The sequence below is a fragment of the Bacillus sp. B2-WWTP-C-10-Post-4 genome, from assembly GCF_009183805.1.
Classification (GTDB): Bacteria; Bacillota; Bacilli; order Bacillales; family Bacillaceae_G; genus Bacillus_A; species Bacillus_A cereus.
On record NZ_WEII01000007.1, the window covers coordinates 1 to 24489 of the forward strand.

The following is a 24489-nucleotide window of genomic DNA, read 5'->3' on the forward strand; positions in this document are numbered from 1 at the left end:
ACATACAAGTGATACAAATAGCAGAAATGGACTTTTATTCAGAACTTTTAAAATTCAACAAAAGTAAGCGTTTTATAAAAAACAAGCTATAATGAGGGCAGATTATAATTTATGATAAGTCACATGTATTTTAGTCATTATCGTAACAAGTGAAGTTGACTAAATCATGAGAGAGTAACACGAGAATTATAATAGGAAAGATATTACTATTATTTGTCATAAGTCTTTTTCACTTTTTATCTAAACGATATGATTAGCGAGTGTATCTATTGCAAGTTCCTTAGTAGAAGCTTTTTATTAATAAGGTGGTGGAGATTTAATTGGTACACCACTCTTTAAAAGAGTTCAGAACATCAGCAGGTAGTCTAGGCGGAATAGCGGGTGCAAATTTAGTTGCATTAGCAATGGTTATATCACTTGTTTATGCTATGCTTGCAATGGCTTCTGTGTTAAACTTTGGATTGCTACCAGACTTTATTGTGGATTATCTTATATCATTTTTTAATAAAAATAATACTAAGAATTTTATGTATTATGATAACTGGCATTATTTCAGGTTATATTGGATTACTTTTATTCAAAAACTATCCAATTCGTACAGCAGAACAAATTCGTGGTACAACTTGAAAAGCGACAGATGTAGCAGCTTAATAGAATAGTAGAATAAATTTTTTCATAGAGGTTTAGGGGGAGTTATGATGAAGTATCGCTCAGTATTTGATATTATCGGTCCAGTTATGATTGGACCATCAAGTTCACATACAGCAGGCGCGGCAAGAATGGGGCAAGTTGCTCGCCAGCTGTTTCGTCATGAACCAGAAAGAGTAAGCATTTCATTATATGGATCATTTGCAAAGACGTATCGTGGGCATGGTACGGATGTAGCGCTAATAGGTGGGATATTAGGATTTGAAACAGATGACTTACGTATTCCAGAGGCGCTAGAAATAGCAAAAGAGCGCGAAATTGAAGTAGAATTCATTGAAGAAGATGCCAATGCACCTCACCCAAATACAGCGAGAATTCGTTTGTATAAAGGTGAAGATGAAATTGAAGTTGTTGCTTGCTCAATTGGTGGCGGTAAAATTGAAGTTGTAGAATTAAACGGATTCGATCTTCAATTATCAGGCACGAGCCCAGCACTACTTATTGTAAATAACGATCGCTTCGGTGCTATTGCAGCGGTAGCTTCAATCCTTGCGAAACATGAGATTAACATTAGTACAATGAGTGTATCTCGTAAAGAAAAAGGAAGAAGAGCGCTTATGGTCATCGAAACAGATGAATTATTAGCAGATGAAGTAATTGAAGAAATAAAAGCGCAACAAAATATTTGTCAAGTAACTATTATGGAATAATTGCAGGGGGGACACACCATGTTTCGGAACGCAGCGGAACTAGTGGCGCAAGCTAAAGAACAAAATGTAAAAATCGCAGAAATTATGATTCAATGTGAAATGGAAACAAGAAGTATTTCACGTGAAGAAGTAATTGCTGGTATGGAAAAGAACTTAGTCGTGATGGAGCAAGCAGTAGAACGTGGTATTCGCGGCGTGAAATCACCAACTGGTTTAACTGGTGGAGATGCTGTAAAAGTTCAAGCGTATATGAAGAGTGGAAAAGGCTTATCTGGAGATACGATTTTGGATGCAGTAAGCAAAGCTGTTGCAACAAATGAAGTAAACGCAGCGATGGGAATTATTTGTGCAACACCAACAGCAGGGTCTGCTGGAACAGTGCCAGGTGTACTATTTGCACTAAGAGAAAAATTGCAGCCTACACGTGAAGAAATGATTGAATTCTTATTTACAGCAGGAGCTTTCGGTATGGTTGTTGCGAATAACGCTTGTATTTCTGGTGCGGCAGGAGGATGCCAAGCTGAAGTTGGTTCAGCAAGTGGAATGGCGGCTGCAGCTGCAGTTGAGATGGCTGGTGGAACACAAGATCAAGCAGCTACAGCGATGGCAATTTCATTAAAGAACATGCTTGGTTTAGTGTGTGATCCTGTTGCAGGACTTGTAGAAGTACCTTGTGTAAAACGTAATGCAGCAGGAGCTGCAAATGCGATGATCTCAGCAGATTTAGCATTAGCTGGTGTAACGAGTACAATTCCATGTGATGAAGTAATTGAGGCAATGTTTAGAATCGGACAAACGATGCCAGTAGCACTTCGTGAAACAGCAGAAGGTGGACTTGCAGCAACGCCGACTGGTCGTCGCCTGCAAGAAGAGATTTTTGGGAAGAACAATAACTAAGTGTAATTATAGAAAAAGGAGCTCAAATAAACTTGAGCTCCTTTTTCTATTTTTCTTTTGTTAGTTGTTCTAATGTTTTTCCAAGATTATGTGATCGTTTCGTTGCCTGTGTAATACAAGAAACAAGTGCTTGGTGAAATTTATGTTCTTGTAATACTTCAATACCTGCCTCGGTAGTTCCACCAGGAGAAGTAATTTCCTTTCGCAAAATAGAAGGATGTTTGTCACTTGCTTTTAACATTTCAGCAGCACCAATCATCGTTTGAAGAATAAGTGATTTTGCAACATCTTCTTTTAAACCAATTTTTGTTGCAGCTTCTTCCATAGCTTCCACTACGTAATAAATATAAGCAGGTCCACTTCCGGATAATGCAGTGACAGCATGCATATCTTCTTCCTCTACAACAGAGACGAGACCAATCGTTTCAAATAAAGATGTTGCAGTGCGAATATGTTCCGCTGTTGCATGTTTTGAAGGGGAGATAGCGGTAGCTGATTTTAAAATGGCTGCGGATGTATTTGGCATTGCACGAATAATTGGAACGTCTTTTTGAAGTAGTTTTCTAATTGAGTCAGTAGAAACACCTGCTAGTAATGAAATAATAAGCACGTTATTATTTATGTATTCTTTAAAAGGGGTAAGCGCCTCTGCAACATCCTTTGGTTTCATTGCTAGAAAAAGAATATTTGCATCAGTAAGCAATTCTTTTTTATTATGAGTACCTTTGACACCGTATTTTTTATGTAGCTCTTGTAATCTTGTCTCGTTAGAACGATTACTTACAGTAATTTGTTCACCTTTAACAACATTTGCATGTAACAAGCCACCAATAATAGCTTCGGCAATGGAGCCTGCACCGAGAAAGGAAATGTTTTGAATAGACATGATGTTCCTCCTTTAATTTTGGTTAGAAATTCTTATAAATGTACATACATTCGTTTTTTTATAGGAAACACCTCTTTTTATCTGAAAATAATGACAAATATATATAGAAGTTGTAAACTGAAGAAGTATTCATTTTTGAACCGGAAAGAGACAGGGGGGCTAAGCATGACGGCGATTCACCGAATGGAGATTCCTGTACCATTTGCAGTGGAAACTGTGAATGTGTTTTTAGTTGAGGGGGAGACATTAACATTAATTGATACAGGGACGAATACAGAAGAGGCAAGGAATGCGTTAGAAAGTCAATTAGGTGCATTAGGACATACGCTAGAAGATATTGAAACAGTAGTCATTACGCATCATCATGCAGATCATTGTGGACTTTTAAATATATTTTCTGAGAAGACGAATATTATTGGACATCCTTGGAATGAGCCTTGGATCACACAAAATCCAGAATTTTTAAAGCGGTATCATGAATTTTTTAGAGAGACGGCCTTACAGTTTGGTGTGCCAGCAGCATTTTTGAAAGACGAGTCGTTATTGACGACGAGGACACTTAAATATTCTTGTAATAGATCGTTAACGCATACTGTGAGAGAAGGAGATCGTATTGATTCTTTGCCTGGATTTATAGTACTTGAAACACCAGGTCATGCTTCTACTCATATTTCTTTATATAGAGAATCTGATGGAATATTAATTGGTGGGGATGCTCTCATCAGTCATATTTCTTCGAATCCAATACTAGAACCACCATATGAAGGGCAAACAGAACGGGCACGCCCATTACTACAATATAATCAAACATTACAGCGTTTAAGCGAAATGAATATTTCACGTATTTTATCAGGGCATGGGGAAGATGTTCTAAATGTGAAACAACTTATTGAAACGAGATTACAAAAGCAAGAAACACGTGCTTTTAAAGTGCTTGAGTTATTAAAGGAAAAACCAATGACAGCATTTGAAGTATGTGTAAAACTATTTCCGGTATTATATAAAGAACAATTACCACTTACTATTTCAGAAACGGTTGGACAATTGGACTATTTAGCATATAATCAACAAGTGATGATTGATGAGTCATCGCAACAATTGATTTATTATGCAAAGTAGGTGACAGCAATGACAGGACGTTTACAAAATAAAGTAATCGTCATTACAGGTGCTTCTAGTGGGATTGGTGAGCAAGTTGCAATGCAAGTTGCAGCACAGGGAGCGACTCCAGTATTAATGGCTCGAACAGAAGAGAAACTACAAGCGTTAGTAGACAAAATTAAAGAAACTTATAATACGCCTTGCTATTATTATGTATTAGATGTAAGTGAAGAGATGGAAGTACAGTCTGTTTTTTCAAAGGTATTACAAGAAGTGGGACGTATTGATATATTAGTAAACAATGCGGGATTTGGTATTTTTAAAACGTTTGAAGATGCGTCAATGGATGAAGTGAAAGATATGTTCCAAGTAAATGTATTTGGATTAGTAGCATGTACGAAAGCGGTACTACCTTATATGGTAAACAAGAACGAAGGACATATTATTAATATTGCTTCCCTTGCCGGAAAAATTGCAACTCCGAAATCAAGTGCGTATGCAGCAACGAAACATGCTGTATTAGGATTTACGAATAGTTTACGCATGGAATTAGCGAATACAGATATTTATGTTACAGCAATTAATCCAGGTCCGATAGATACAAACTTTTTTGAAATAGCGGATCAATCTGGTACATATGTAAAGAATATGGGACGTTACATGTTAAAACCAACATACGTAGCAGAACAAATCGTAAAGTCGATGCACACGAAAAAACGTGAAGTAAACTTACCGAAGTGGATGGGAATTGGCCCGAAACTTTATGCTTTATTCCCAGGTTTATTTGAACGTGTAGCAGGTAAATCATTAAGTAAAAAATAGGAGATTTCCACATGGAAATCTCCTATTTTTATTGTTTTCCAGTCACATAATCATAAACAATATCCTCAATCTCCTCGTATAAATCAATTTCAATATTTGAATGAGTCACCGTTTGAATATGTTTCACTAGCATTTCCTGATCTTCTTTTGATATTGGACTGCATTGATATTGCTGAAAACTTTTTATAATCATTTTCTCAATTAATTTTTCGTTCATATTTTTTCCCGCCTGTATGTACGTATGTATTGTTTTATTGTACTTGAAGTGAAATAAAAAAACTACCATGCACTATTTTTGTATAAAAATTCGGTTGTGTATATTGTTTTTCTAGTAAAATTAAGTTTTTTAAGTTTGCAAAATTTATAAATATTTAATTGACTCTATAAATATACAATATTATAATCATACTTAATTTAAAGAATCGATTTGAGGAGGAACTTATGAAAGTCGCAATTATTGGAGCCACTGGATATGGGGGCATTGAGTTAATTCGTTTATTAGAACAACATCCATATTTTTCTATAGCATCTCTTCATTCTTTTTCACAAGTTGGTGAGTGTATAACAAATGTATATCCGCATCTTCGAAATGTCCTCGTTCATACGTTACAAGAAATTGATGTGGAGACAATAGGGAAAGAAGCAGAAATCGTATTTCTAGCAACACCAGCAGGAGTATCGGCGGAGTTAACTCCCAAGTTATTAGCTGAAGGTTTAAAAGTAATTGACCTATCTGGAGACTTTCGTATGATAGATCCTTCGTCATATGAACTGTGGTATAAAAGGCCAGCAGCGAAAGAAGAAATTCTTAGAAAAGCAGTGTATGGGTTAAGTGAATGGAAAAGGACTGAGATTCAAAAGGCAAATTTAATTGCAAACCCAGGATGTTTTGCTACAGCCACATTGCTAGCGATAGCACCGTTAGTACGTAGTAGCATGATTGAAGAAGATTCGATTATTATTGACGCGAAATCAGGGGTAACAGGAGCAGGTAAAACACCAACAACAATGACTCATTTTCCTGAGCTATACGATAACTTACACATCTATAAAGTAAACCAGCATCAGCACGTTCCAGAGATTGAGCAAATGCTTACAGAATGGAATAGTGAATTACAGCCAATTACATTTAGCACACATTTAATACCGATATCACGAGGAATCATGATTACACTTTATGCAAAAGTAAAACAAAAGATGGAAATAAAGCAACTTCAAAAATTGTATGAAGAAACGTATGAACAATCGCCTTTCATCCGAATTTGTACGCAAGGGAAATTTCCAAGTCCAAAAGAAGTGAGAGGCTCAAATTATTGTGATATTGGCATAGCTTACGATGAAAGAACAGAAAGAGTTACGGTCGTTTCTGTTATAGACAATATGATGAAAGGCGCGGCTGGGCAAGCGATTCAAAATGCAAACATAATAGCGGGACTAGAAGAGACAACAGGTTTACAACATATGCCGCTTTATCTATAAGGGGGACATGATGATTAAAGTAGCGTCTATTACAAAATTAGAAAATGGTTCGATTGTAACGCCGAAAGGCTTTTCGGCAATTGGTACTGCAAATGGTCTGAAAAAGGAGAAAAAGGATTTAGGGGCAATCGTTTGTGACGTACCAGCATCATGTGCCGCTGTGTATACAACGAATCAAATACAAGCAGCCCCTTTACAAGTAACGAAGGATAGTATAACGGCAGAAGGGAAGTTACAAGCAATTATCGTTAATAGTGGAAATGCAAATGCTTGTACTGGAATGAAAGGATTACAAGACGCATACGAGATGCGCGCATTAGGGGCGGAACATTTTGGATTGAAAGAAAATTACGTTGCAGTAGCTTCAACAGGTGTAATTGGTGTTCCGCTGCCGATGGATATAATCCGAAAGGGAGTTGCAACTCTTATACCGACGAAGGAAGAAAGTGAAGCATATTCTTTTTCTGAAGCAATTTTAACGACGGATCTTATAACGAAAGAAACTTGCTATGAAATGATTATTGATGGGAAGAAAGTGGCGATTGCGGGTGTTGCAAAAGGTTCAGGGATGATTCATCCGAATATGGCAACGATGCTTAGTTTTATTACGACAGATGCTCATATAGAGCATGACGTATTGCAAACGGCATTATCCCAAATTACGAATCATACATTTAATCAAATTACGGTAGATGGAGATACTTCTACGAATGATATGGTCATCGTTATGGCAAGTGGATTATCAGAAACAAGGCCGATAAATATGGAACATACAGATTGGGAAACTTTCGTATGTGCTTTACAGAAGGTATGTGAAGATTTAGCAAAGAAAATTGCGCAAGATGGTGAAGGCGCTACAAAGTTAATCGAAGTAAATGTGCTAGAAGCTCAAACGAATGAAGAGGCAAAAAAAATTGCAAAGCAAATAGTCGGTTCGAGTCTTGTGAAAACAGCAATACATGGTGAAGATCCAAACTGGGGGCGAATTATTAGCAGTATTGGACAAAGTGAAGTAGCTATTAATCCGAATACAATTGACATTACTCTTCAATCTATATTGGTATTAAAAAATAGTGAGCCTCAAACATTTTCTGAAGAAGAAATGAAAGAGAGATTACAAGAAGATGAAATAGTCATTAATGTGTACTTACACTTAGGAGAAGAGACAGGATCAGCTTGGGGCTGTGACTTAAGCTATGAATATGTGAAAATAAACGCTTGTTATCGTACATAAGGAGAGAGAAGATGAGCGAATATATTGTAGTGAAATGCGGCGGTAGTATGTTGAATCAATTAAATGATGTGTTTTTTGATTGTATAAAGAAATTACAGCAGAAGTATAAAGTAGTGATTGTCCATGGTGGTGGGCCAGAAATTGATGCCAAATTAAAAGATTGTAACATCAACGTAGAAAAAAGAGATGGATTACGCGTAACACCAAAAGAAGTTATGGATGTTGTTCAAATGGTGCTATGCGGAAGTACGAATAAAAAACTCGTAATGAATTTACAAAAGCATAATTTACTTGCGGTAGGTTGTTCAGGGTGTGACGGCAATTTACTTCAAGTTCAACCTGTCAGCGAAGAGATAGGATATGTGGGGGAAGTAAGTTATGTAGAAACAGCCTTATTAAAAGGATTAATAAATATGGAGTATATTCCTGTTATTGCTCCAATCGGGATAAATGGTAATGAAATTTATAACATAAATGCGGACAATGCTGCAGCTGGGATTGCGGCTGCGTTAGGGGCAAAAGAGCTTATTTTTATTACGGATGTAGATGGAATATTACATGAAGGGAATTTGGTAAAGGAAACGGATGAATCTGAAATTGCTACTTTTATAGAAACAGGTGTTATTACAGGTGGGATGATTCCGAAAGTACAGGCGGCACTAGCATCATTAAAAATGGGAGTGCAAAAGATAAGTATTGTGAATGGTACAAAAGATTTTATTGAGGTTACGGGAGAGTGTATTGGAACGACGGTAACGAAAGGTGTGAGTATTGCATGACGAGTCATCTTTTTCAAACGTATGGCAGAAGAACTATTGAGTTTGTAAAGGGAACTGGAACGAAAGTTAATGATAATGACGGTAAGGAATATTTAGATTTCACATCAGGAATTGGCGTATGTAATTTAGGACATTGTCACCCTACTGTTCTCAAAGGTGTACAAGAGCAACTTGATGATATATGGCATATATCTAACCTGTTTACAAACAGCTTGCAAGAAGAAGTTGCGTCATTATTAACAGAAAATAGAGCATTAGATTATGTGTTTTTCTGTAATAGTGGGGCAGAGGCAAATGAAGCGGCTTTAAAGTTAGCACGTAAGCATACTGGAAAATCTCTCGTCGTAACATGCCAGCAGTCTTTTCACGGTAGAACATTTGGAACGATGAGTGCAACGGGCCAAGATAAGGTAAAAGAAGGATTTGGTCCATTACTTCCATCTTTTTTACATATCCCTTTTAACGATATTAAAGCATTAGAGGAAGTAATGAATGAAGAAGTTGCGGCGGTAATGGTAGAAGTTGTTCAAGGAGAGGGAGGAGTAATACCTGCTGATCTATCTTTTTTGAAAGAGATTGAAACATTATGTAATAAGTTCGGTTCCTTATTTATTATAGACGAAGTACAAACGGGGATAGGAAGAACTGGAACACTATTCGCTTATGAACAAGTGGGAATAGAGCCTGATATCGTTACCGTTGCAAAGGCGCTTGGGAATGGGATTCCTGTCGGAGCGATGATTGGCCGGAAAGAGCTCGGAGCGTCGTTTCCTGCAGGATCACACGGTTCAACTTTTGGCGGGAATTACATCGCGATGGCTGCAGCGAAAGAAGTATTGCAAGTAAGTAAAAAACCATCGTTTTTAAAAGAAGTACAAGAAAAAGGCGAGTACGTATTAGAGAAGTTGCAAGAGGAATTACAGCATGTCGAATGTATTCAAAATATACGTGGTAAGGGGCTTATGATTGGGATTGAGTGTAAGCGTGAAGTTGCAAGTTTTATAGAACAACTAGAAAACGAAGGACTTCTCGTATTACAAGCAGGTCCTAATGTGATAAGACTATTACCGCCACTCATTGTCACGAATGAAGAGTTAGAACAGGCAGTATATATAATAAAAAAAGTAGTTTGTAAAAAAAACGTATCAATCATATAAGGGGGAAGTTTCATGTCAACTGTACAAGTACCGAAATTAAATACGAAAGATCTTTTAACACTAGAAGAATTAACGAAAGAAGAAATTATTTCTTTAATTGAGTTCGCTATATATTTAAAAAAGAATAAGCAAGAGCCTTTATTACAAGGCAAAATATTAGGGCTTATTTTTGATAAGCATTCAACTCGTACTCGTGTATCTTTTGAAGCAGGAATGGTACAGCTCGGGGGACATGGTATGTTTTTAAGTGGGAAAGAGATGCAAATGGGAAGAGGAGAAAGCGTTTCAGATACTGCGAAAGTATTATCGCAGTATATTGACGGGATCATGATACGTACATTCTCACACGCGGATGTAGAAGAGCTTGCAAAAGAATCGAGTATTCCTGTTATTAACGGTTTAACGGATGATCATCATCCTTGTCAAGCATTGGCAGACCTTATGACGATATACGAAGAAACAAATACATTTAAAGGAATAAAATTGGCTTACGTAGGTGACGGAAATAATGTATGTCATTCATTGTTGCTAGCGAGTGCAAAAGTCGGAATGCATATGACTGTGGCAACGCCTGTAGGGTATGAACCGAATGAAGAGATTGTAAAAAAAGCGTTAGCAATTGCCAAGGAAACAGGAGCTGAAATTGAAGTTTTGCATGATCCTGAATTAGCAGTGAATGAAGCAGATTTCATTTATACTGACGTTTGGATGAGCATGGGGCAAGAGGGCGAAGAAGAGAAGTATACTTTATTTCAACCTTACCAAATCAATAACGAACTTGTTAAGCATGCGAAGCAAACATATCGTTTCTTACACTGTTTACCTGCCCATCGTGAAGAAGAAGTAACAGGAGAAATTATAGATGGACCGCAGTCTATCGTCTTTGAGCAAGCTGGTAATCGATTGCATGCTCAAAAAGCGTTATTAGTGAGTTTATTTAAAAATGTAGAAGAGCCTTCCTAAAAGGGAGGTTTTTTTATATTAAAATGTCGGATGTATATTTGGTTAACCATTTCGATATCATTTATAATAAAAGAGAAAACTAAATTTGTTTTTCAGAGTGTGTAAGGACATACTACATATAAAAATATAGTTAAAGAGATGATGAGGGTGAAAACAACTAAGAAAACATATTCGTTTTTCCAGCGGATGTGGAGAATATTAAAGTTTCAATATTATAAGTTGCTTCGATCGCCAGAAGGCGCAAAGAAAGTATCGTTAGGGTTTGCTATAGGATTCGGCTTAGAAATGTTAGTCATTTATACGGCATCGCTCGTATATGTAATATTTTATCCAATCGTCAGGTTAGCAAAGGGATCTTTTCCTGCGGCAGTTATTGGCAATATTATTGGGAAAATATCGTTTCTCCCAGTATTTTTATTTCCGCTTGCGTATGCGCTAGGAAAAATGATTTATCCATTTCATGTACAGAAAATTCATCATGAACCATTTACGATATCGGACTTGTTTTCAAGTCACATTTTTACGATATTAAAGAGCTTATTACAAAGTGAAGTGTATGTATTAATTGGAATGACGACTTTAGGAGTTGTGTTTGGTCTCATTTCATATTTCGTTGTGCATTATTTATACGAAAAGAACCGTAAGTTACGTTTGAAGAAAAGGAAGAAACGAGTGAGAGAACCACTTGTACAATTATAAACAATGTCACATTCATTTTCTCCTTTGAATATGTTTAAGAAAAAGGAGGAGAGGATAATGTATTATTATTACGTGCCTCAAGTATATCCATATGTAAATTATTATCCGGTTTATGATACGAGTAGACAATACGAATTATATCGGCAACAACAATTACAGCAATTATCACAAATACCACAATTACCAACACAACAGCCTACACAGGAAAAAAAACCATATTTAACAACATGGCCATATTCCAATGTATACTATGGTAATTATTACGAATCATAAAGCTGCTTCTATTTAGAAGCAGCTTTATACGTTTGTTTTCAAAATTAAATTTTGAATGGTTTGAAGAGAATGAATGAGCTTTTCGCGCTCTTCCTCAGATAATGTTTGGAAATTTTCTTTTAGTTTGTCTAAAATGAATTGCTGATACTGATTTACTAATAATTTCCCTTCAGCTGTTAGAGAAATTAAAATGACCCGTCGATCTTTTTCGCTATAATGACGCTCTATTAGTTCTTCTTGAATAAGTTTGTTTAATAGAGGTGTCATGTTAGGCCGTGAAATCGCTAGCCGCTTGCCGATTTCGGAAACTGCTAATGTGCCGTTTTCATGCAAAAGCAGTAATACTTGTGTATGTGATGGCGGCATATGTCTTTGAGAAGAAAATTCTCCAGGAAGCATAAATTTGCGATAAAAAAGAGGCACTAGCGAAAGAAGATGATCAACAATACGTTCCCACTCGCGTGATTCCATATAAAGGCCCCCTTCCACTATCATTGTAACAAAAAAGACATGTTATAAAAATAGAATTGTTTCATGGTCGCTTTAATATTTGTAGGATAACACTTGCTTTGTAAATGTGTTGGCAATAATTGCATAGCCGTTATCATTTGGGTGTACTTGGTCAAATAATAACTCTTTTTTATCATTCGATATTAATTTGCGAATTGGTAAAACGATAGATGGTTGATTTGCTTTGGAAATGGAATAAACAGATTCATTCCAGCCATCTAAAAACATATCTGCATAACTTGCGATGGAGTCATCGAGTTGTAACGGGTTATAGAGTTCTGAGAGAATGAGTAAAGCGTCCGGATTTTGATCTCGAACTGTCTTTACAATACTTTTTATATCCGCTTCAAAATGGGCTTTTTCTTTATTTAACATTTTTATACCCTCTATAACACCAACATCACGATTTAAACGAAATAAATTATTTCCTCCAATATTAATTGTAATTATATTTGCTGCTCTAATTTTTTCCTTTACATCTTCTGATTGAACTTTTTTAGCGAGACGATCTGTTGTAAGACCGTTTACCCCAAGGTTTTCTACTGTAATTGGTTTATGAATTTGTGCTTCTATTTGCTTAGAAGCTAATTCAGCAAATCCACCTTGTGTCGATCCATATCCTTTAGCGAGTGAATCACCTAATACAAGATGATAAAAAGATTCGTTTGTTTGCTTATCAATCCAATTTGGGGCAGATGTTTTTTCTGTTTTTTCTTCAGATTCATTTTGTTTTGTCTCGTCGTTCTTTTCAAAATAAGAATAAGAAATGATCAGAAGGAGGAGACAAACAATTGTTAAGATGACTTTTTTCATAAATTCATCCTCCTTGTAATTGGTAATTGTATCATATTCAGCAGTATTAGCAATGTAAGGGCATATTATATGTTTATGAAAAGTTTATAATAACTTTACAGAAAATTTGTTGAAGTTTGTCAAAAAATATTGACGATAGGAAAGAACTTTATATATGATAATGTCAGATAAGGTGAAACTTTAATGAGTGGGAGCTTTATTTCCTATTAATTAATAGTCTTCATCAATCGGGCGTTTAAGGGGACTACTCGTTAGCGCAGGGTGAAATGAAAATTGTGTCTCTAATAGAAGAAAAAAGGTATGTGGTTAGAGACAGATAGGGATTCATTTCATTATTTCTGGTAATTGTATAAGGGGGATTTTTTGTGAAAAAGTCAAAAAAAATGCTAGCTGGAGCAACTCTTGCTATTGGTGTTATAGCGCCGCAAGTATTGCCAGCAACAGCTCATGCGGATGAGCAAACTGGGGAGAGTACAGTTAACTTACGAATTCTAGAAACATCAGATATTCACGTTAACTTAATGAATTACGATTATTATCAAACGAAAACAGATAATAAAGTAGGTCTCGTACAAACTGCAACACTCGTTAATAAAGCACGTGAAGAAGTGAAAAACTCTGTCCTATTTGATGATGGGGATGCATTACAAGGGACACCGCTTGGAGATTATGTAGCAAATAAAATAAAAGATCAGAAGAATCGTGTGGATCCTAGTTATACACACCCATTATATCGTGTAATGAATTTAATGAAGTATGACGTCATCTCTCTTGGGAATCATGAATTTAACTACGGTTTAGATTATTTAAAGAAAGTGACTAGTAAAACAAAAATTCCGGTTATTAACTCGAATGTCTACAGAGATGACCATGATGGTAATGATGAGAATGACGAGCATTACTTTGATAGACCATATCATATTTTAGAGAAAGAAGTAGTGGATGAAGCAGGCCAAAAACAAATAGTGAAAATTGGTGTAATGGGATTTGTTCCACCACAAATTATGAATTGGGATAAAGCGAATTTAGAAGGACAAGTTAAAGCGAAAGATATAGTTGAAACAGCGAAGAAAATGGTACCAAAAATGAAAGCAGAAGGTGCAGATGTTATCGTTGCACTAGCTCATTCCGGTGTTGATAAAAGTGGATACAACGTTGGTATGGAAAACGCGTCGTATTATTTAACAGAGGTTCCTGGCGTAAATGCAGTATTAATGGGACATTCACATACTGAAGTGAAGGATGTATTTAATGGTGTTCCAGTTGTAATGCCGGGTGTTTTTGGTAGTAACTTAGGTATTATTGATATGCAATTGAAAAAGGTAAACGGAAAATGGGAAGTGCAAAAAGATCAGTCTAAGCCGCAACTTCGTCCGATTGCTGATAGTAAAGGTAATCCATTAGTAGAATCTGATCAAAAATTAGTTAATGAAATTAAAGATGAACATGAAAAGACAATCGAATATGTAAATACACATGTAGGTGAAACGAAAGCACCAATTAATAGTTATTTTTCATTAGTACAAGATGATCCTTCCGTACAAATTGTGACAAATGCGCAAAAATGGTATGTAGAACAAGAACTTAAAAAACCAGAATACGAAAAGATTAAAGATATTCCAGTTTTATCTGCAGGAGCACCATTTAAAGCAGGTGGCCGAAACGGTGCGACATATTATACGGATATTCCAGCTGGAACGTTAGCGATTAAAAACGTTGCAGATTTATACGTGTATCCAAATACGTTATATGCTGTAAAAGTAAATGGGGCACAAGTGAAAGAATGGCTTGAAATGTCTGCAGGTCAGTTTAATCAAATTGATCCAAAGAAAACAGAAGAACAGCCGTTAGTAAATATAGGCTATCCTACATATAACTTCGATATTTTAGATGGCTTAAAATACGAAATTGATGTAACACAACCGGCGAAATACGATAAAGATGGAAAAGTTGTAAATGCAAATGCTAATCGTATTGTAAATATGACATATGAAGGTAAGCTAGTAGCTGATGATCAAGAGTTCATCGTCGCTACAAATAACTATCGTGGAAGTAGCCAAACGTTCCCAGGTGTAAGTAAAGGGGAAGTTGTATACCAATCACAAGATGAAACACGTCAAATCATTGTGAAGTATATGCAAAAAATAAAAGATATTGATCCAGCAGCTGATCAAAATTGGACATTTAAACCGATTGTTGCAGATAAATTAAATACAACATTTGATTCTTCACCAAATGCACAAAAGTATATAAAGAAAGATGGAAAGATTTCATATGTTGGACCATCTGAAAATGAATTTGCGAAATATGCAATTGATATAACGAAGAAAAATGATGATAAAGAAACTGGTGAAGGAAATCCAACGACACCGCCAACAGGTGGTGGAGAAAATCCAACAACACCGCCAACAGGTAATGGAGAAAACCCAACACCACCAACAGAAGAAGGTAATAATGGTAATGAACCAAAACAAGATGGAAACAATACTGGATCTGGACAAACTACAACAGATGATCAAAATACAAAAGAAACAACAACAACTGTAAGTGAAAATAAAGAAGCTGAAAAAGATGAACGTGATTTACCGAAAACAGGTGCAAGTATTGCTTCTACAATTGGAGCTGGTCTTGCGTTTGTTGGAGCGGGATTACTTATGTTATTTAGAAAAAAGAAAGCGAATAGATAGTAGAGAAATATAAAAAGGATTACCAATTTGGTAATCCTTTTTGTTATATTATGAAACTGGTACTGCTTTTTCTTTTTTCCATGAAAGACCGAATCCAGTAAAGCCGACGATAATGGTTACGACTGGACACGCTAAACAGAAGATTGCGTATGGCAGGTAATCGAATGTTGGAACGCTAAGAACGTTTGTTAAGAATACGCCACTTACACCCCATGGTACGAGTGGATTAATTACTGTACCAGCATCTTCTAATACTCGTGATAAATTACGACGTTCTAAACCGACTTCATCGTATTTATTAGCAAATGCTTGTCCTGTTAAAACGATGGATAAGTACTGCTCACCGAGTAAGAAGTTTACACCAATTGCAGTTGAAGCAGTAGAAATAATTAAGCGTGTACTAGTTTTTACGAAGCTAGAGATAATATTCATCAGCTGCGCTATAATACCCATTCCTTGTAATAATCCTCCCATACAAAGAGCTAGAAAAATAAGAGCAATTGACATCATCATACTTTGCAGGCCACCGCGAGATAATAAGCTATCAATATCTTTGATACCAGTTTTAGAAACGTAACCGTCTTGCATAATTTTAATTAAATCAGCTAAAGAAGTGCTAGGTTTAAAAATAAAGAGAATAATAATCCCTACCACAATTCCTGCAAGTAATGTTGGAACTGCGGGTACCTTTTTAAATGCGAATAGGAACAGTAATAAAATAGGAATCAGTGTAACGATAGAAATCGTTGTATTTTTTTCTAATGTGTTAATAAATGCTGAGAAATCAACGTTTCCATCAGATCCGCTTCCTAAAATGAAAAATGCGATAAAAGCAATAATGAAAGCTGGCACTGTTGTCCAAAGCATGTTACGAATATGTTCAAATAAATCTACACCCGTTACAGCAGGCGCTAAGTTTGTTGTATCAGATAAAGGAGACATTTTATCTCCGAAGAATGCACCAGAAATAATTGCACCAGCAATAAGAGCTGGATCGTATCCAAGGGCAGTACCCATTCCCATAAAGGCAAGTCCTACAGTTGCAGCAGTTGTAAAAGCACTACCGATACTCGTTCCAACAATTGCACAAACAACAAAAACAGTTGGAACGAAAATTTTTGGAGATACAAGTTGGAAGCCGTATACCATTAAAGTCGGAATAGTTCCAGCTGCGATCCAAACGCTAATTAATACGCCTACAAGTAAGAAGATAAATATAGATGGAATACCAGCTGAAATACTACTAATCATCCCTTTCTCCATAGTAGACCAAGAGATTCTCTTCAAGAATCCAAATGCTAATAAAAGAACGATACCAAATAAAATTGGGATGTGTGGTGAAACTTCTAATTGAATAACACTAAAACCAATACAGAAAAAGATAAAAATTGTTAAAAGAACAGACTCAATTTTTGAAACCATTGTTTTCCCCTCCTAAGTAATATGAAATAGCTCTTTTTTATATAAAATTCGCCAATATTGTATATTTCCTTCTAAAATTTAGAATTTTGTGACAAATTACCGGTAATTGTTTGTTCTTCTATATGATACGGAAAAGATTGGATAAAAAAACGTCCCTGCATATAATTATGCAGGGACGAAGAAATCGCGGTACCACCCTAGCTTGTGAAATGAATGTATCACAAAATAAAGGGTCATATGATATGCGCTTATAAAATAAAAAACGCCCCTGCAATATATGCAGGGACGAAAAATTCGCGGTACCACCCTAAATTGTGAAACAGTGTCGTTTCACCACTCTTTAGACATAACGGTCTATAACCGTCTTTCACTACTCCTCACGTTTCGTAAAAGAAGCTCCAGGGGGTAATTCATAATTCGCTCTGTACTGGTTCGCACCGACCACCAGCTCTCTGAAATCAGAAATCGAAATACTACTAAATCCTATCAACGCCGATTCATATGATGTTAGTTAAATTTTTATCATATTTTCATCTTACATGTCAATAAAAATATTAAATGTTTTTTTAGGGAAATAAAGGATAATTGTTTTTAATGCTGTAAAAATGTACGTTATAATGAATTTGAAAGGGGGAGGAAAGAGTGAAGAAAAAAATAATTCTTTTTACCACTTTATTAGTTATTGGAGGAAGTGCTGGAATTTACACAGCTTTTGCGGCTGAATCAGAGCAGCTGAAACAAAAGCAAATACAACAATCAGAAGTGAAGAAAGTAAAAGAAATAGAAGAGAAGAAATCAATGGAAAAAGCAGCAGAGAAACTAGGAGTTTCTACAGAGGGAAAAACAAAAGAAGAGGTTACGAAAGAAGTAAATACCGCTAGGTTTGAGAAGCGTCATGATTTATTAATTGAGCACGCTAAGCAACTTGGAATTGATACAGAGGGGAAAAAAGATGAAGAAATTATTTTAGAAATTGGAAAGATACAGCATGGAAAGTAGAACAACTTATCGTATGATAAGTTGTTCTTTTTTAAGAACTATTTGATTTTAAAATAATTGACAGTCATTCAGATTTAATGTTAACTATATTTATAAACAAGTTGACATTAGGGGTGACAATTGTGACAATAAATAGTAAAACGATTGAAAAATCATCTTATACATATGAAGAATTAGCAGAGAAAAATAAAGCTTACGTATGGCACCCATTTACACAAATGAAAGATTATTTAGAAGAAGATCCTGTCATTATTGAACGTGGAGAGGGAAGAAAGCTATACGATGTAAATGGTAATGAATATTGGGATGGTGTTTCATCTATATGGTTAAATGTTCACGGACATCAAGTACCGGAATTAGATGAAGCAATTCGTGAGCAATTAAATAAAATTGCTCATTCTACTATGTTAGGACTTGCTAACGTTCCATCTATTTTATTAGCAGAAAAAATTATTGAGGTTGTACCAGATGGATTGAAGAAGGTATTCTATTCTGATTCAGGTTCTACCGCTGTTGAAATTGCAATTAAGATGGCTTTCCAATATTGGCAGCATAAAGGGAAACGAAAGAAACAAAGATTCGTTACATTAAAAGAAGCATATCACGGTGATACAATTGGAGCTGTTTCGGTAGGAGCAATAGACTTGTTTCACCAAGTGTATAGTTCGCTCTTATTTGATGCGATTAAAATGCCGTATCCATATACATATCGTTCTCCTTACGGGAATAATAGGGAGGAAATTGTAAAAAGCCATTTAGAAGAAATGGAAGAATTGTTGAAAGAAAAGCATGAAGAAGTAGCTGCCATCATTGTGGAGCCATTAATGCAAGGTGCTGGCGGGATGATTACAATGCCAAAAGGATATTTAAAAGGACTGCGCGATTTATGTACTAAGTACAATGTATTATTTATTACAGATGAGGTAGCGACTGGATTTGGGCGTACAGGGAAAATGTTTGCGTGTGAACATGAAAATGTGACGCCAGACATTTTAACTGCTGGGAAAGGTTTAACAGGTGGATATTTACCAATTGCAGTTACGGTAACGACGGATGAAATATATAATGCCTTCTTAGGAGAATATGAAGAACAAAAAACATTTTTCCATGGACATAGCTACACAGGCAATCCGTTAGGGTGTGCCGTAGCAATCGCGAATTTAGAGCTATATGAAAAAACAAATTTAATAGAAGAAGTGGCACGTAAAACGGATTATGTGGCAGCGCAATTAGAAAAGCTCTTTGCGTATAAACATGTAGGTGATATTCGTCAGTGCGGATTAATGGTTGGTATTGAGCTTGTGAAGAATAAGGAAACGAAAGAAGCGTTTGACTGGACAGAAAGAGTCGGTGTTCAAGTATGTAAACGCGCAAGAGAGCTGGGTATGATCTTACGACCGCTCGGTAATACGATTGTATTTATGCCACCTCTTGCTTCTACAATTGAGGAGATTGATGATATGTTACGTATTTTGTATAAAGCAATCTCGGATGTTACGGAGGGAGAATAATGAGCGGTTTTTTTATAACAGCAACAGATACTGAAGTGGGGAAAACTGTCGTTGCCGGTGCATTAGCCGGTGTATTTAGAGAATTGGGATATAACATCGGAGTATATAAACCGTTGCAAAGTGGGCATGTTGCATCAAACCCTGAGGGAGATGCGGCAAGGTTAAAAGCATTATCAGGTGTGCCGACACAAGAAAATGAAATTTGCCCTTATTCTATTGAAGAACCACTTGCTCCGAGACTTGCCATGAAAAGAGCTGGAAGAGTAGTAAAGTTAAAAGAAATTACTGATTACTATAATGAACTATTAAAAGAGTTTAATAGCTTATTTGTAGAAGGGGCAGGTGGGCTTGCTGTCCCATATACAGAAGATGCTTTAGTAATTGATTTTGCAAAAGAATTACAGTTGCCTCTTATTGTAGTAGCTCGTCCTACATTAGGAACAGTAAATCATACAGTGTTAACGATTGCTTACGCAAAGGCGCATGGCTTAACCGTAGCGGGTGTCATTTTATCAGGTTGCAAAGAATGTGAAATGGAAAGAGTGCAAGAAAATAAAGAGATGATTGAAGAGCTGAGCGGGGTACCAGTTTTAGGATTATTACCATTCTTTGAAGGTGAGTTTACGAAAGAAGAAGTATTAGAATCTGCAAAAGAACATATTATGATTTCAAAATTAGAGGAGTTTATCCAAAATGAATCAAACGTGGCGGGCGCACCTTCAATGTAAATTACAACAATTACATGAGCAAGGGCAGTATCGTGATTTGCATGTAACAGAGAAGGCAGAAGAGACTTGGCTTATTCGAGATAAAAAAAGGATGTTAAATTTAGCGTCAAATAATTATTTAGGGTTAGCTGGAGATGAAAGGTTAAAAGAAGCTGCTATTGCCTGTACAAAAAGATATGGAACTGGAGCGACTGCCTCTCGTCTCGTTGTAGGAAATCATCCATTATATGAAGAGGTTGAGAGAAGCATATGTGAATGGAAAGGTACTGAAAGAGCTTTAATCGTAAATAGTGGGTATACGGCAAATATAGGTGCCATATCTTCTTTGGCCTCTCGGCACGATATTGTTTTTAGTGACAAGTTAAATCACGCAAGTATTGTTGATGGAATCATATTAAGCGGGGCAGAGCATAAAAGGTATCGTCATAATGATTTGGATCATTTAGAGAAGCTGTTGAAAATGGCTTCGCCTGAAAGCAGAAAATTAATCGTAACAGATACCGTTTTTAGTATGGATGGTGATACTGCGTATTTGAGAGATTTAGTACAGCTGAAAGAGAAATACGGGGCAATCATTATAGTCGATGAAGCACATGCGAGTGGAATATATGGAATCGGCGGAGCTGGGTTATCTCATATAGAAAAAAATCTTGCTCAAAAAATTGATATACATATGGGGACGTTTAGCAAGGCTTTAGGGTGTTATGGTGCGTATTTGACAGGTGATGAAATTTATATAGAGTATTTACAAAATATGATGAGAAGCTTTATTTTTAGTACAGCTTTACCACCAAGTACGTTAGGAGCAGTGCAAAAAGCAATTGAAATTGTAAAAGAAGATAATGAAAGAAGAGAGAACCTTATAGCAAACGGAGAATACTTCAGAACTAAATTAAGGGATGCTGGTTTTGATATTGGGAATAGTTCAACTCATATTGTACCGATTGTAGTCGGTTCAAATGAACATGCTTTACGATTTAGTAAAAGGTTGCAAGAGGCAGGGATTGCGGCCATTGCAATTCGTCCGCCAACTGTGCCGGTTCATAGTTCTCGAATTCGCTTTGCAGTTACATCGCAACATACAATAGCTGATTTAAAATGGGCTATTGACCGAATTATTCACATTGCGAAAGAAGAGGAGATTTTCGTATGAACGAGCTAAAGATTATTTTTATCCCCGGATGGGGAATGGAAGAGAATATTTGGGATTTAGTACTTCCGTATTTTAAAGGATATCCTGTTGAATGCGTAGATTGGCGTAATGTGAAAGAACGAAGTGAATTTGCGGAACGAATTATAGATGTAGCGCATAACGACAACGTAATTTTAGTTGGATGGTCACTAGGAGCGTTAGCAGCAGTTGAAGCTTATAAAAAGATTCAGGCAAAAGGCATCGTATTAATTGGTGGGACTGCTAAATTTACAAATACGAGCGACTATAGTAATGGATGGAATGCTTTGCATATAGAACGGCTGAAAAGGAATTTGGCGAGAAGGAGAGAGGATACGCTCAAGCGTTTTTATGAAAATATGTTTACGAAAGATGAGCTAAAAGGGAATAAAAACTTTGAAGACATTGTAGACCGTTTTAAAGGTGATTCTATTCAGTCTTTACAACTAGGTTTGGATTATTTAATAGAAACAGATATGAGAGAAGAACTAAAAGAAATTAAAGTACCTATACTACTTATTCACGGAGAACAGGATGTAATATGCCCATTGTCTGCGGCACGTAGTATGACGGAGAATAGCAGCAGCGAGCTGAAAGTAGTAAGTGAAGCAGGGCATGCATTATGTGTAACGAATTTTGAATATTGTGCAAATGAGATAATTCAATTTGTAGAGGGGATACGACATGATCAACAAAACGTTACTACAAAAACGGTTTAATGGGGCAGCCGTATCTTACGATCGATATGCAAATGTACAAAAAAAGATGGCACATTCATTACTTTCAATCTTAAAGGAACGATATAGTGAAACGGCATCAATACGTATTTTAGAACTGGGATGCGGGACGGGGTATGTAACAGAACAATTATCAAAGTTATTTCCGAAAGCACATATTACAGCAGTTGATTTTGCTGAAAGTATGATTGCGATTGCGCAAACTAGACAAAATGTAAAAAATGTAACGTTTCACTGTGAAGATATTGAGCAATTACGATTAGAAGAATCATATGATGTCATTATTTCAAATGCTACATTTCAATGGTTAAATAATTTACAACAAGTGTTAAGAAATTTATTTCAACATTTGTCTATAGATGGGATATTACTCTTTTCAACGTTTGGACATGAAACATTTCAAGAATTGCATGCTTCGTTCCAACGTGCGAAAGAAGAAAGAAATATAAAAAATGAAATATCGATTGGTCAACGTTTTTATTCAAAAGATCAGTTGCTTCATATATGTAAGATAGAAACAGGGGATGTGCATGTTTCTGAAACATGTTACATAGAGAGTTTTACAGAAGTTAAGGAGTTTCTGCATTCTATTCGAAAAGTAGGAGCAACTAATAGCAATGAAGGATCATATTGTCAAAGTCCCTCACTCTTTCGTGCGATGCTACGCATATACGAAAGAGACTTCACGGGAAATGAAGGGATAATGGCAACGTATCATGCTTTATTTATACATATAACAAAAAAGGGGAAGAGATGAAATGAAACAAGTACAAACAAAAAGGGATTGGAAAAAACTTGCATACGACGTAGTGGAAGAGAAAATGATTACGAAAGAAGATGCAATAGCGATATTAGAAGCTGATGATACAGAAGTTTTAGAAATTATGAATGCAGCTTACATTATTCGCCATCATCACTTTGGTAAGAAAGTAAAATTGAATATGATTATTAATACGAAATCTGGATTATGTCCTGAAGATTGTGGATATTGCTCACAGTCTATTATTTCAGAAGCACCGATTGATAAATATGCATGGTTAACGCAGGAGAAGATTGTAGAAGGGGCACATGAAGCAATACGCCGTAAAGCAGGTACATATTGTATTGTAGCGTCTGGTCGTCGTCCGACGGATAAAGAGGTAAATCACGTAATTGGAGCAGTTAAGGAAATTCGTGAAACGACAGACTTGAAGATTTGTTGTTGTTTAGGTTTCTTAAATGAAGATCAAGCAGGACGTTTAGCGGAAGCAGGCGTGCACCGTTATAATCACAACTTAAATACACATGCAAATAATTATGATAGTATTTGTTCAACTCATACGTATGATGATCGTGTTGATACAGTTCAAAAAGCAAAACAAGCTGGTATTTCACCATGCTCTGGAGCAATTTTTGGCATGGGAGAAACAATTGAAGAGCGTGCTGAAATTGCATTTGAATTACAACGTATAGATGCAGATTCTATCCCTTGTAATTTCCTTGTTGCTGTAAAGGGGACACCTCTTGAAGGGCAAAAAGAGTTAACGCCAGTAGAATGTTTAAAAGTACTTGCAATGATGCGTTTTGTAAACCCAACAAAAGAAATTCGTATTTCAGGAGGACGTGAAATCAATTTACGTTCTGTACAGCCAATCGGTTTATTTGCAGCAAATTCTATTTTTGTCGGGGACTACTTAACGACAGCTGGGCAAGAGCCGACTGCGGACTGGGGTATGATTGCAGATTTAGGATTTGAGATTGAAGAATGTGCATTATAAGATAGATGAAAAAGCAAACTTGTAAAAGAGTTTGCTTTTTTGTAAATAAAATGTAATAAATAGTTGTGAACGCTTGATACTATTGGTTTTTGAACGAAAAAAAGAATTTTTGTGGACGAATTTTCCAAGCCCTAGTTGTACATAGTAAATATGTAATTTATATTGGGTTGGAGGATTTTACATGTACAAATACATATTAGCGATTATGACTTGTTTAATTTTAATAAAAGCAATAAGTTCTGATCCAGTTAAGGCTGCTGAAAATCCTGAACAAAAAGAGATGCAACAAAGAATCGAACAACACTTTCGAACGAAAGCTGAACATTTTGGATTGAAAACGGAAGGAAAAGATTTAAAGGAAGTTAGAAAAGAAATTACTATTATAGAAGAAGCGAAAAAAAGAGAGAATGTATGGAGAACAGCACAAGCTCTTCATATAAAAACAGAAGGAAAAACGATGAATGAATTAATAAAAGATGTACAAAAAAAGGTGAAAAAATAAAAAG

Annotated in this window: 26 protein-coding genes and 1 other annotated feature; of the genes, 21 read left to right on the forward strand and 5 right to left on the reverse strand. The window is 36.0% G+C overall.

Going from position 1 to position 24489, the window contains the following annotated elements; genetic code table 11:
- Positions 1-374 precede the first annotated feature (374 nt).
- From GBN78_RS05630 to sdaAA, 3 genes are read left to right on the forward strand one after another with little or no spacing between them, the layout of a single operon-like run.
- Positions 375-659, forward strand: coding sequence for a hypothetical protein (locus GBN78_RS05630; RefSeq protein ID WP_044585103.1), 285 nt, complete (start codon positions 375-377; stop codon positions 657-659).
- 39 nt (positions 660-698) lie between these two features.
- Positions 699-1358 (forward strand): L-serine ammonia-lyase, iron-sulfur-dependent subunit beta, encoded by a 660-nt coding sequence (sdaAB, locus tag GBN78_RS05635; RefSeq protein WP_000877445.1) that lies wholly within the window; start codon positions 699-701, stop codon positions 1356-1358.
- A gap of 18 nt (positions 1359-1376) precedes the next feature.
- Entirely contained in the window at positions 1377-2255 is an 879-nt protein-coding gene (sdaAA, locus tag GBN78_RS05640; RefSeq protein ID WP_000489461.1) for an L-serine ammonia-lyase, iron-sulfur-dependent, subunit alpha, read from the forward strand.
- Between the two features lie 46 nt (positions 2256-2301).
- On the opposite strand, the gene proI is transcribed toward sdaAA, so the two are convergent.
- On the reverse strand, positions 2302-3141 hold the full coding sequence (gene proI, locus GBN78_RS05645; RefSeq protein ID WP_000027251.1) for a pyrroline-5-carboxylate reductase ProI: 840 nt from the start codon (positions 3139-3141) through the stop codon (positions 2302-2304).
- Between the two features lie 165 nt (positions 3142-3306).
- Here proI and GBN78_RS05650 point away from each other — a divergent pair, with 165 nt between their 5' ends.
- Together GBN78_RS05650 and GBN78_RS05655 are read left to right on the forward strand one after the other, a co-directional pair.
- Positions 3307-4260, forward strand: coding sequence for an MBL fold metallo-hydrolase (locus GBN78_RS05650; protein WP_000125122.1), 954 nt, complete (start codon positions 3307-3309; stop codon positions 4258-4260).
- A gap of 9 nt (positions 4261-4269) precedes the next feature.
- On the forward strand, positions 4270-5064 hold the full coding sequence (locus GBN78_RS05655; protein WP_000147791.1) for an SDR family NAD(P)-dependent oxidoreductase: 795 nt from the start codon (positions 4270-4272) through the stop codon (positions 5062-5064).
- A 28-nt stretch (positions 5065-5092) separates the two neighbouring features.
- Here the strand turns inward: GBN78_RS05655 and GBN78_RS05660 are convergent, their stop codons facing one another.
- Entirely contained in the window at positions 5093-5281 is a 189-nt protein-coding gene (locus tag GBN78_RS05660; RefSeq protein ID WP_001003222.1) for a YqzH family protein, read from the reverse strand.
- 224 nt (positions 5282-5505) lie between these two features.
- On the opposite strand from GBN78_RS05660, the gene argC reads away from it, so the two are divergent.
- The 7 genes from argC to GBN78_RS05695 all read left to right on the forward strand — a co-directional run bounded on the left by argC (position 5506) and on the right by GBN78_RS05695 (position 11648).
- On the forward strand, positions 5506-6543 hold the full coding sequence (argC, locus tag GBN78_RS05665) for an N-acetyl-gamma-glutamyl-phosphate reductase (protein ID WP_000861250.1): 1038 nt from the start codon (positions 5506-5508) through the stop codon (positions 6541-6543).
- Between the two features lie 10 nt (positions 6544-6553).
- Complete coding sequence (gene argJ, locus GBN78_RS05670; RefSeq protein WP_000598378.1) at positions 6554-7777, forward strand: bifunctional glutamate N-acetyltransferase/amino-acid acetyltransferase ArgJ; 1224 nt, start codon at positions 6554-6556, stop codon at positions 7775-7777.
- Positions 7778-7788: 11 nt separating this feature from the next.
- The gene (gene argB, locus GBN78_RS05675; protein WP_098871850.1) at positions 7789-8556 is read left to right on the forward strand and encodes an acetylglutamate kinase; all 768 of its coding nucleotides are present in this window, start codon (positions 7789-7791) and stop codon (positions 8554-8556) included.
- The gene (locus GBN78_RS05680) at positions 8553-9713 is read left to right on the forward strand and encodes an acetylornithine transaminase (RefSeq protein ID WP_152127059.1); all 1161 of its coding nucleotides are present in this window, start codon (positions 8553-8555) and stop codon (positions 9711-9713) included. The genes argB and GBN78_RS05680 overlap by 4 nt, the downstream gene beginning before the upstream one ends.
- Positions 9714-9725: 12 nt before the next feature.
- Positions 9726-10676, forward strand: coding sequence for an ornithine carbamoyltransferase (argF, locus tag GBN78_RS05685; RefSeq protein ID WP_000108852.1), 951 nt, complete (start codon positions 9726-9728; stop codon positions 10674-10676).
- Between the two features lie 138 nt (positions 10677-10814).
- Positions 10815-11375, forward strand: a complete 561-nt coding sequence (locus tag GBN78_RS05690) for a DUF2062 domain-containing protein (protein WP_098389464.1) — start codon at positions 10815-10817, stop codon at positions 11373-11375.
- Positions 11376-11432: 57 nt separating this feature from the next.
- Positions 11433-11648, forward strand: a complete 216-nt coding sequence (locus GBN78_RS05695) for a hypothetical protein (protein ID WP_000291957.1) — start codon at positions 11433-11435, stop codon at positions 11646-11648.
- A 24-nt stretch (positions 11649-11672) separates the two neighbouring features.
- On the opposite strand, the gene GBN78_RS05700 is transcribed toward GBN78_RS05695, so the two are convergent.
- Both GBN78_RS05700 and GBN78_RS05705 read right to left on the reverse strand, forming a co-directional pair.
- Positions 11673-12119 carry a MarR family winged helix-turn-helix transcriptional regulator gene (locus tag GBN78_RS05700; protein WP_000445819.1) on the reverse strand — a complete coding sequence of 149 codons (447 nt, stop codon included), beginning with the start codon at positions 12117-12119 and terminating at the stop codon, positions 11673-11675.
- A 72-nt stretch (positions 12120-12191) separates the two neighbouring features.
- Positions 12192-12971 (reverse strand): GDSL-type esterase/lipase family protein, encoded by a 780-nt coding sequence (locus GBN78_RS05705; protein WP_152127061.1) that lies wholly within the window; start codon positions 12969-12971, stop codon positions 12192-12194.
- A 365-nt stretch (positions 12972-13336) separates the two neighbouring features.
- Here GBN78_RS05705 and cpdB point away from each other — a divergent pair, with 365 nt between their 5' ends.
- Positions 13337-15658, forward strand: coding sequence for a bifunctional 2',3'-cyclic-nucleotide 2'-phosphodiesterase/3'-nucleotidase (gene cpdB, locus GBN78_RS05710; protein ID WP_152127063.1), 2322 nt, complete (start codon positions 13337-13339; stop codon positions 15656-15658).
- Between the two features lie 48 nt (positions 15659-15706).
- On the opposite strand, the gene nhaC is transcribed toward cpdB, so the two are convergent.
- Positions 15707-17080, reverse strand: a complete 1374-nt coding sequence (gene nhaC, locus GBN78_RS05715; protein ID WP_000253735.1) for a Na+/H+ antiporter NhaC — start codon at positions 17078-17080, stop codon at positions 15707-15709.
- Positions 17081-17358: 278 nt separating this feature from the next.
- Positions 17359-17579 (reverse strand) — a binding site (T-box leader).
- Positions 17580-17722: 143 nt separating this feature from the next.
- Between nhaC and GBN78_RS05720 the strand changes: the two genes are divergently transcribed.
- From GBN78_RS05720 to GBN78_RS05755, 8 genes are all read left to right on the forward strand, one after another.
- Entirely contained in the window at positions 17723-18079 is a 357-nt protein-coding gene (locus GBN78_RS05720) for a hypothetical protein (RefSeq protein WP_000726902.1), read from the forward strand.
- Positions 18080-18156: 77 nt separating this feature from the next.
- Positions 18157-19590: an adenosylmethionine--8-amino-7-oxononanoate transaminase gene (gene bioA / locus GBN78_RS05725; RefSeq protein WP_044584832.1), complete on the forward strand. Its 1434-nt coding sequence runs from the start codon at positions 18157-18159 to the stop codon at positions 19588-19590.
- Positions 19590-20318, forward strand: coding sequence for a dethiobiotin synthase (gene bioD, locus GBN78_RS05730; RefSeq protein ID WP_000012496.1), 729 nt, complete (start codon positions 19590-19592; stop codon positions 20316-20318). Before bioA ends, bioD begins: the two co-directional genes overlap by 1 nt.
- Positions 20284-21471 (forward strand): 8-amino-7-oxononanoate synthase, encoded by a 1188-nt coding sequence (gene bioF, locus GBN78_RS05735; RefSeq protein WP_152127064.1) that lies wholly within the window; start codon positions 20284-20286, stop codon positions 21469-21471. The genes bioD and bioF overlap by 35 nt, the downstream gene beginning before the upstream one ends.
- Positions 21468-22208 (forward strand): alpha/beta fold hydrolase, encoded by a 741-nt coding sequence (locus GBN78_RS05740; RefSeq protein WP_001004163.1) that lies wholly within the window; start codon positions 21468-21470, stop codon positions 22206-22208. The genes bioF and GBN78_RS05740 overlap by 4 nt, the downstream gene beginning before the upstream one ends.
- Positions 22174-22983, forward strand: a complete 810-nt coding sequence (bioC, locus tag GBN78_RS05745; protein ID WP_000608907.1) for a malonyl-ACP O-methyltransferase BioC — start codon at positions 22174-22176, stop codon at positions 22981-22983. Before GBN78_RS05740 ends, bioC begins: the two co-directional genes overlap by 35 nt.
- 1 nt (position 22984) lies before the next feature.
- Positions 22985-23983, forward strand: a complete 999-nt coding sequence (gene bioB / locus GBN78_RS05750) for a biotin synthase (protein ID WP_000815856.1) — start codon at positions 22985-22987, stop codon at positions 23981-23983.
- 181 nt (positions 23984-24164) lie between these two features.
- Positions 24165-24485: a hypothetical protein gene (locus GBN78_RS05755; protein WP_000280032.1), complete on the forward strand. Its 321-nt coding sequence runs from the start codon at positions 24165-24167 to the stop codon at positions 24483-24485.
- Positions 24486-24489 lie beyond the last annotated feature (4 nt).

What these genes read in the sequence shown, in the direction of transcription:
- GBN78_RS05660 (WP_001003222.1), bottom strand. Translation starts at nt 5,281, where the DNA reads ATGAACGAAAAATTAATTGAGAAAATGATTATAAAAAGTTTTCAGCAA.
- GBN78_RS05705 (WP_152127061.1), bottom strand. Translation starts at nt 12,971, where the DNA reads ATGAAAAAAGTCATCTTAACAATTGTTTGTCTCCTCCTTCTGATCATT.
- bioB (WP_000815856.1), top strand. Translation starts at nt 22,985, where the DNA reads ATGAAACAAGTACAAACAAAAAGGGATTGGAAAAAACTTGCATACGAC.
- GBN78_RS05655 (WP_000147791.1), top strand. Translation starts at nt 4,270, where the DNA reads ATGACAGGACGTTTACAAAATAAAGTAATCGTCATTACAGGTGCTTCT.
- GBN78_RS05695 (WP_000291957.1), top strand. Translation starts at nt 11,433, where the DNA reads ATGTATTATTATTACGTGCCTCAAGTATATCCATATGTAAATTATTAT.
- argC (WP_000861250.1), top strand. Translation starts at nt 5,506, where the DNA reads ATGAAAGTCGCAATTATTGGAGCCACTGGATATGGGGGCATTGAGTTA.
- bioF (WP_152127064.1), top strand. Translation starts at nt 20,284, where the DNA reads ATGAATCAAACGTGGCGGGCGCACCTTCAATGTAAATTACAACAATTA.
- GBN78_RS05755 (WP_000280032.1), top strand. Translation starts at nt 24,165, where the DNA reads ATGTACAAATACATATTAGCGATTATGACTTGTTTAATTTTAATAAAA.
- argB (WP_098871850.1), top strand. Translation starts at nt 7,789, where the DNA reads ATGAGCGAATATATTGTAGTGAAATGCGGCGGTAGTATGTTGAATCAA.
- argF (WP_000108852.1), top strand. Translation starts at nt 9,726, where the DNA reads ATGTCAACTGTACAAGTACCGAAATTAAATACGAAAGATCTTTTAACA.
- bioA (WP_044584832.1), top strand. Translation starts at nt 18,157, where the DNA reads ATGTTAACTATATTTATAAACAAGTTGACATTAGGGGTGACAATTGTG.
- sdaAB (WP_000877445.1), top strand. Translation starts at nt 699, where the DNA reads ATGAAGTATCGCTCAGTATTTGATATTATCGGTCCAGTTATGATTGGA.
- GBN78_RS05700 (WP_000445819.1), bottom strand. Translation starts at nt 12,119, where the DNA reads ATGGAATCACGCGAGTGGGAACGTATTGTTGATCATCTTCTTTCGCTA.
- bioD (WP_000012496.1), top strand. Translation starts at nt 19,590, where the DNA reads ATGAGCGGTTTTTTTATAACAGCAACAGATACTGAAGTGGGGAAAACT.
- proI (WP_000027251.1), bottom strand. Translation starts at nt 3,141, where the DNA reads ATGTCTATTCAAAACATTTCCTTTCTCGGTGCAGGCTCCATTGCCGAA.
- argJ (WP_000598378.1), top strand. Translation starts at nt 6,554, where the DNA reads ATGATTAAAGTAGCGTCTATTACAAAATTAGAAAATGGTTCGATTGTA.
- bioC (WP_000608907.1), top strand. Translation starts at nt 22,174, where the DNA reads ATGATCAACAAAACGTTACTACAAAAACGGTTTAATGGGGCAGCCGTA.
- GBN78_RS05740 (WP_001004163.1), top strand. Translation starts at nt 21,468, where the DNA reads ATGAACGAGCTAAAGATTATTTTTATCCCCGGATGGGGAATGGAAGAG.
- nhaC (WP_000253735.1), bottom strand. Translation starts at nt 17,080, where the DNA reads ATGGTTTCAAAAATTGAGTCTGTTCTTTTAACAATTTTTATCTTTTTC.
- sdaAA (WP_000489461.1), top strand. Translation starts at nt 1,377, where the DNA reads ATGTTTCGGAACGCAGCGGAACTAGTGGCGCAAGCTAAAGAACAAAAT.
- GBN78_RS05680 (WP_152127059.1), top strand. Translation starts at nt 8,553, where the DNA reads ATGACGAGTCATCTTTTTCAAACGTATGGCAGAAGAACTATTGAGTTT.
- GBN78_RS05650 (WP_000125122.1), top strand. Translation starts at nt 3,307, where the DNA reads ATGACGGCGATTCACCGAATGGAGATTCCTGTACCATTTGCAGTGGAA.
- GBN78_RS05690 (WP_098389464.1), top strand. Translation starts at nt 10,815, where the DNA reads ATGATGAGGGTGAAAACAACTAAGAAAACATATTCGTTTTTCCAGCGG.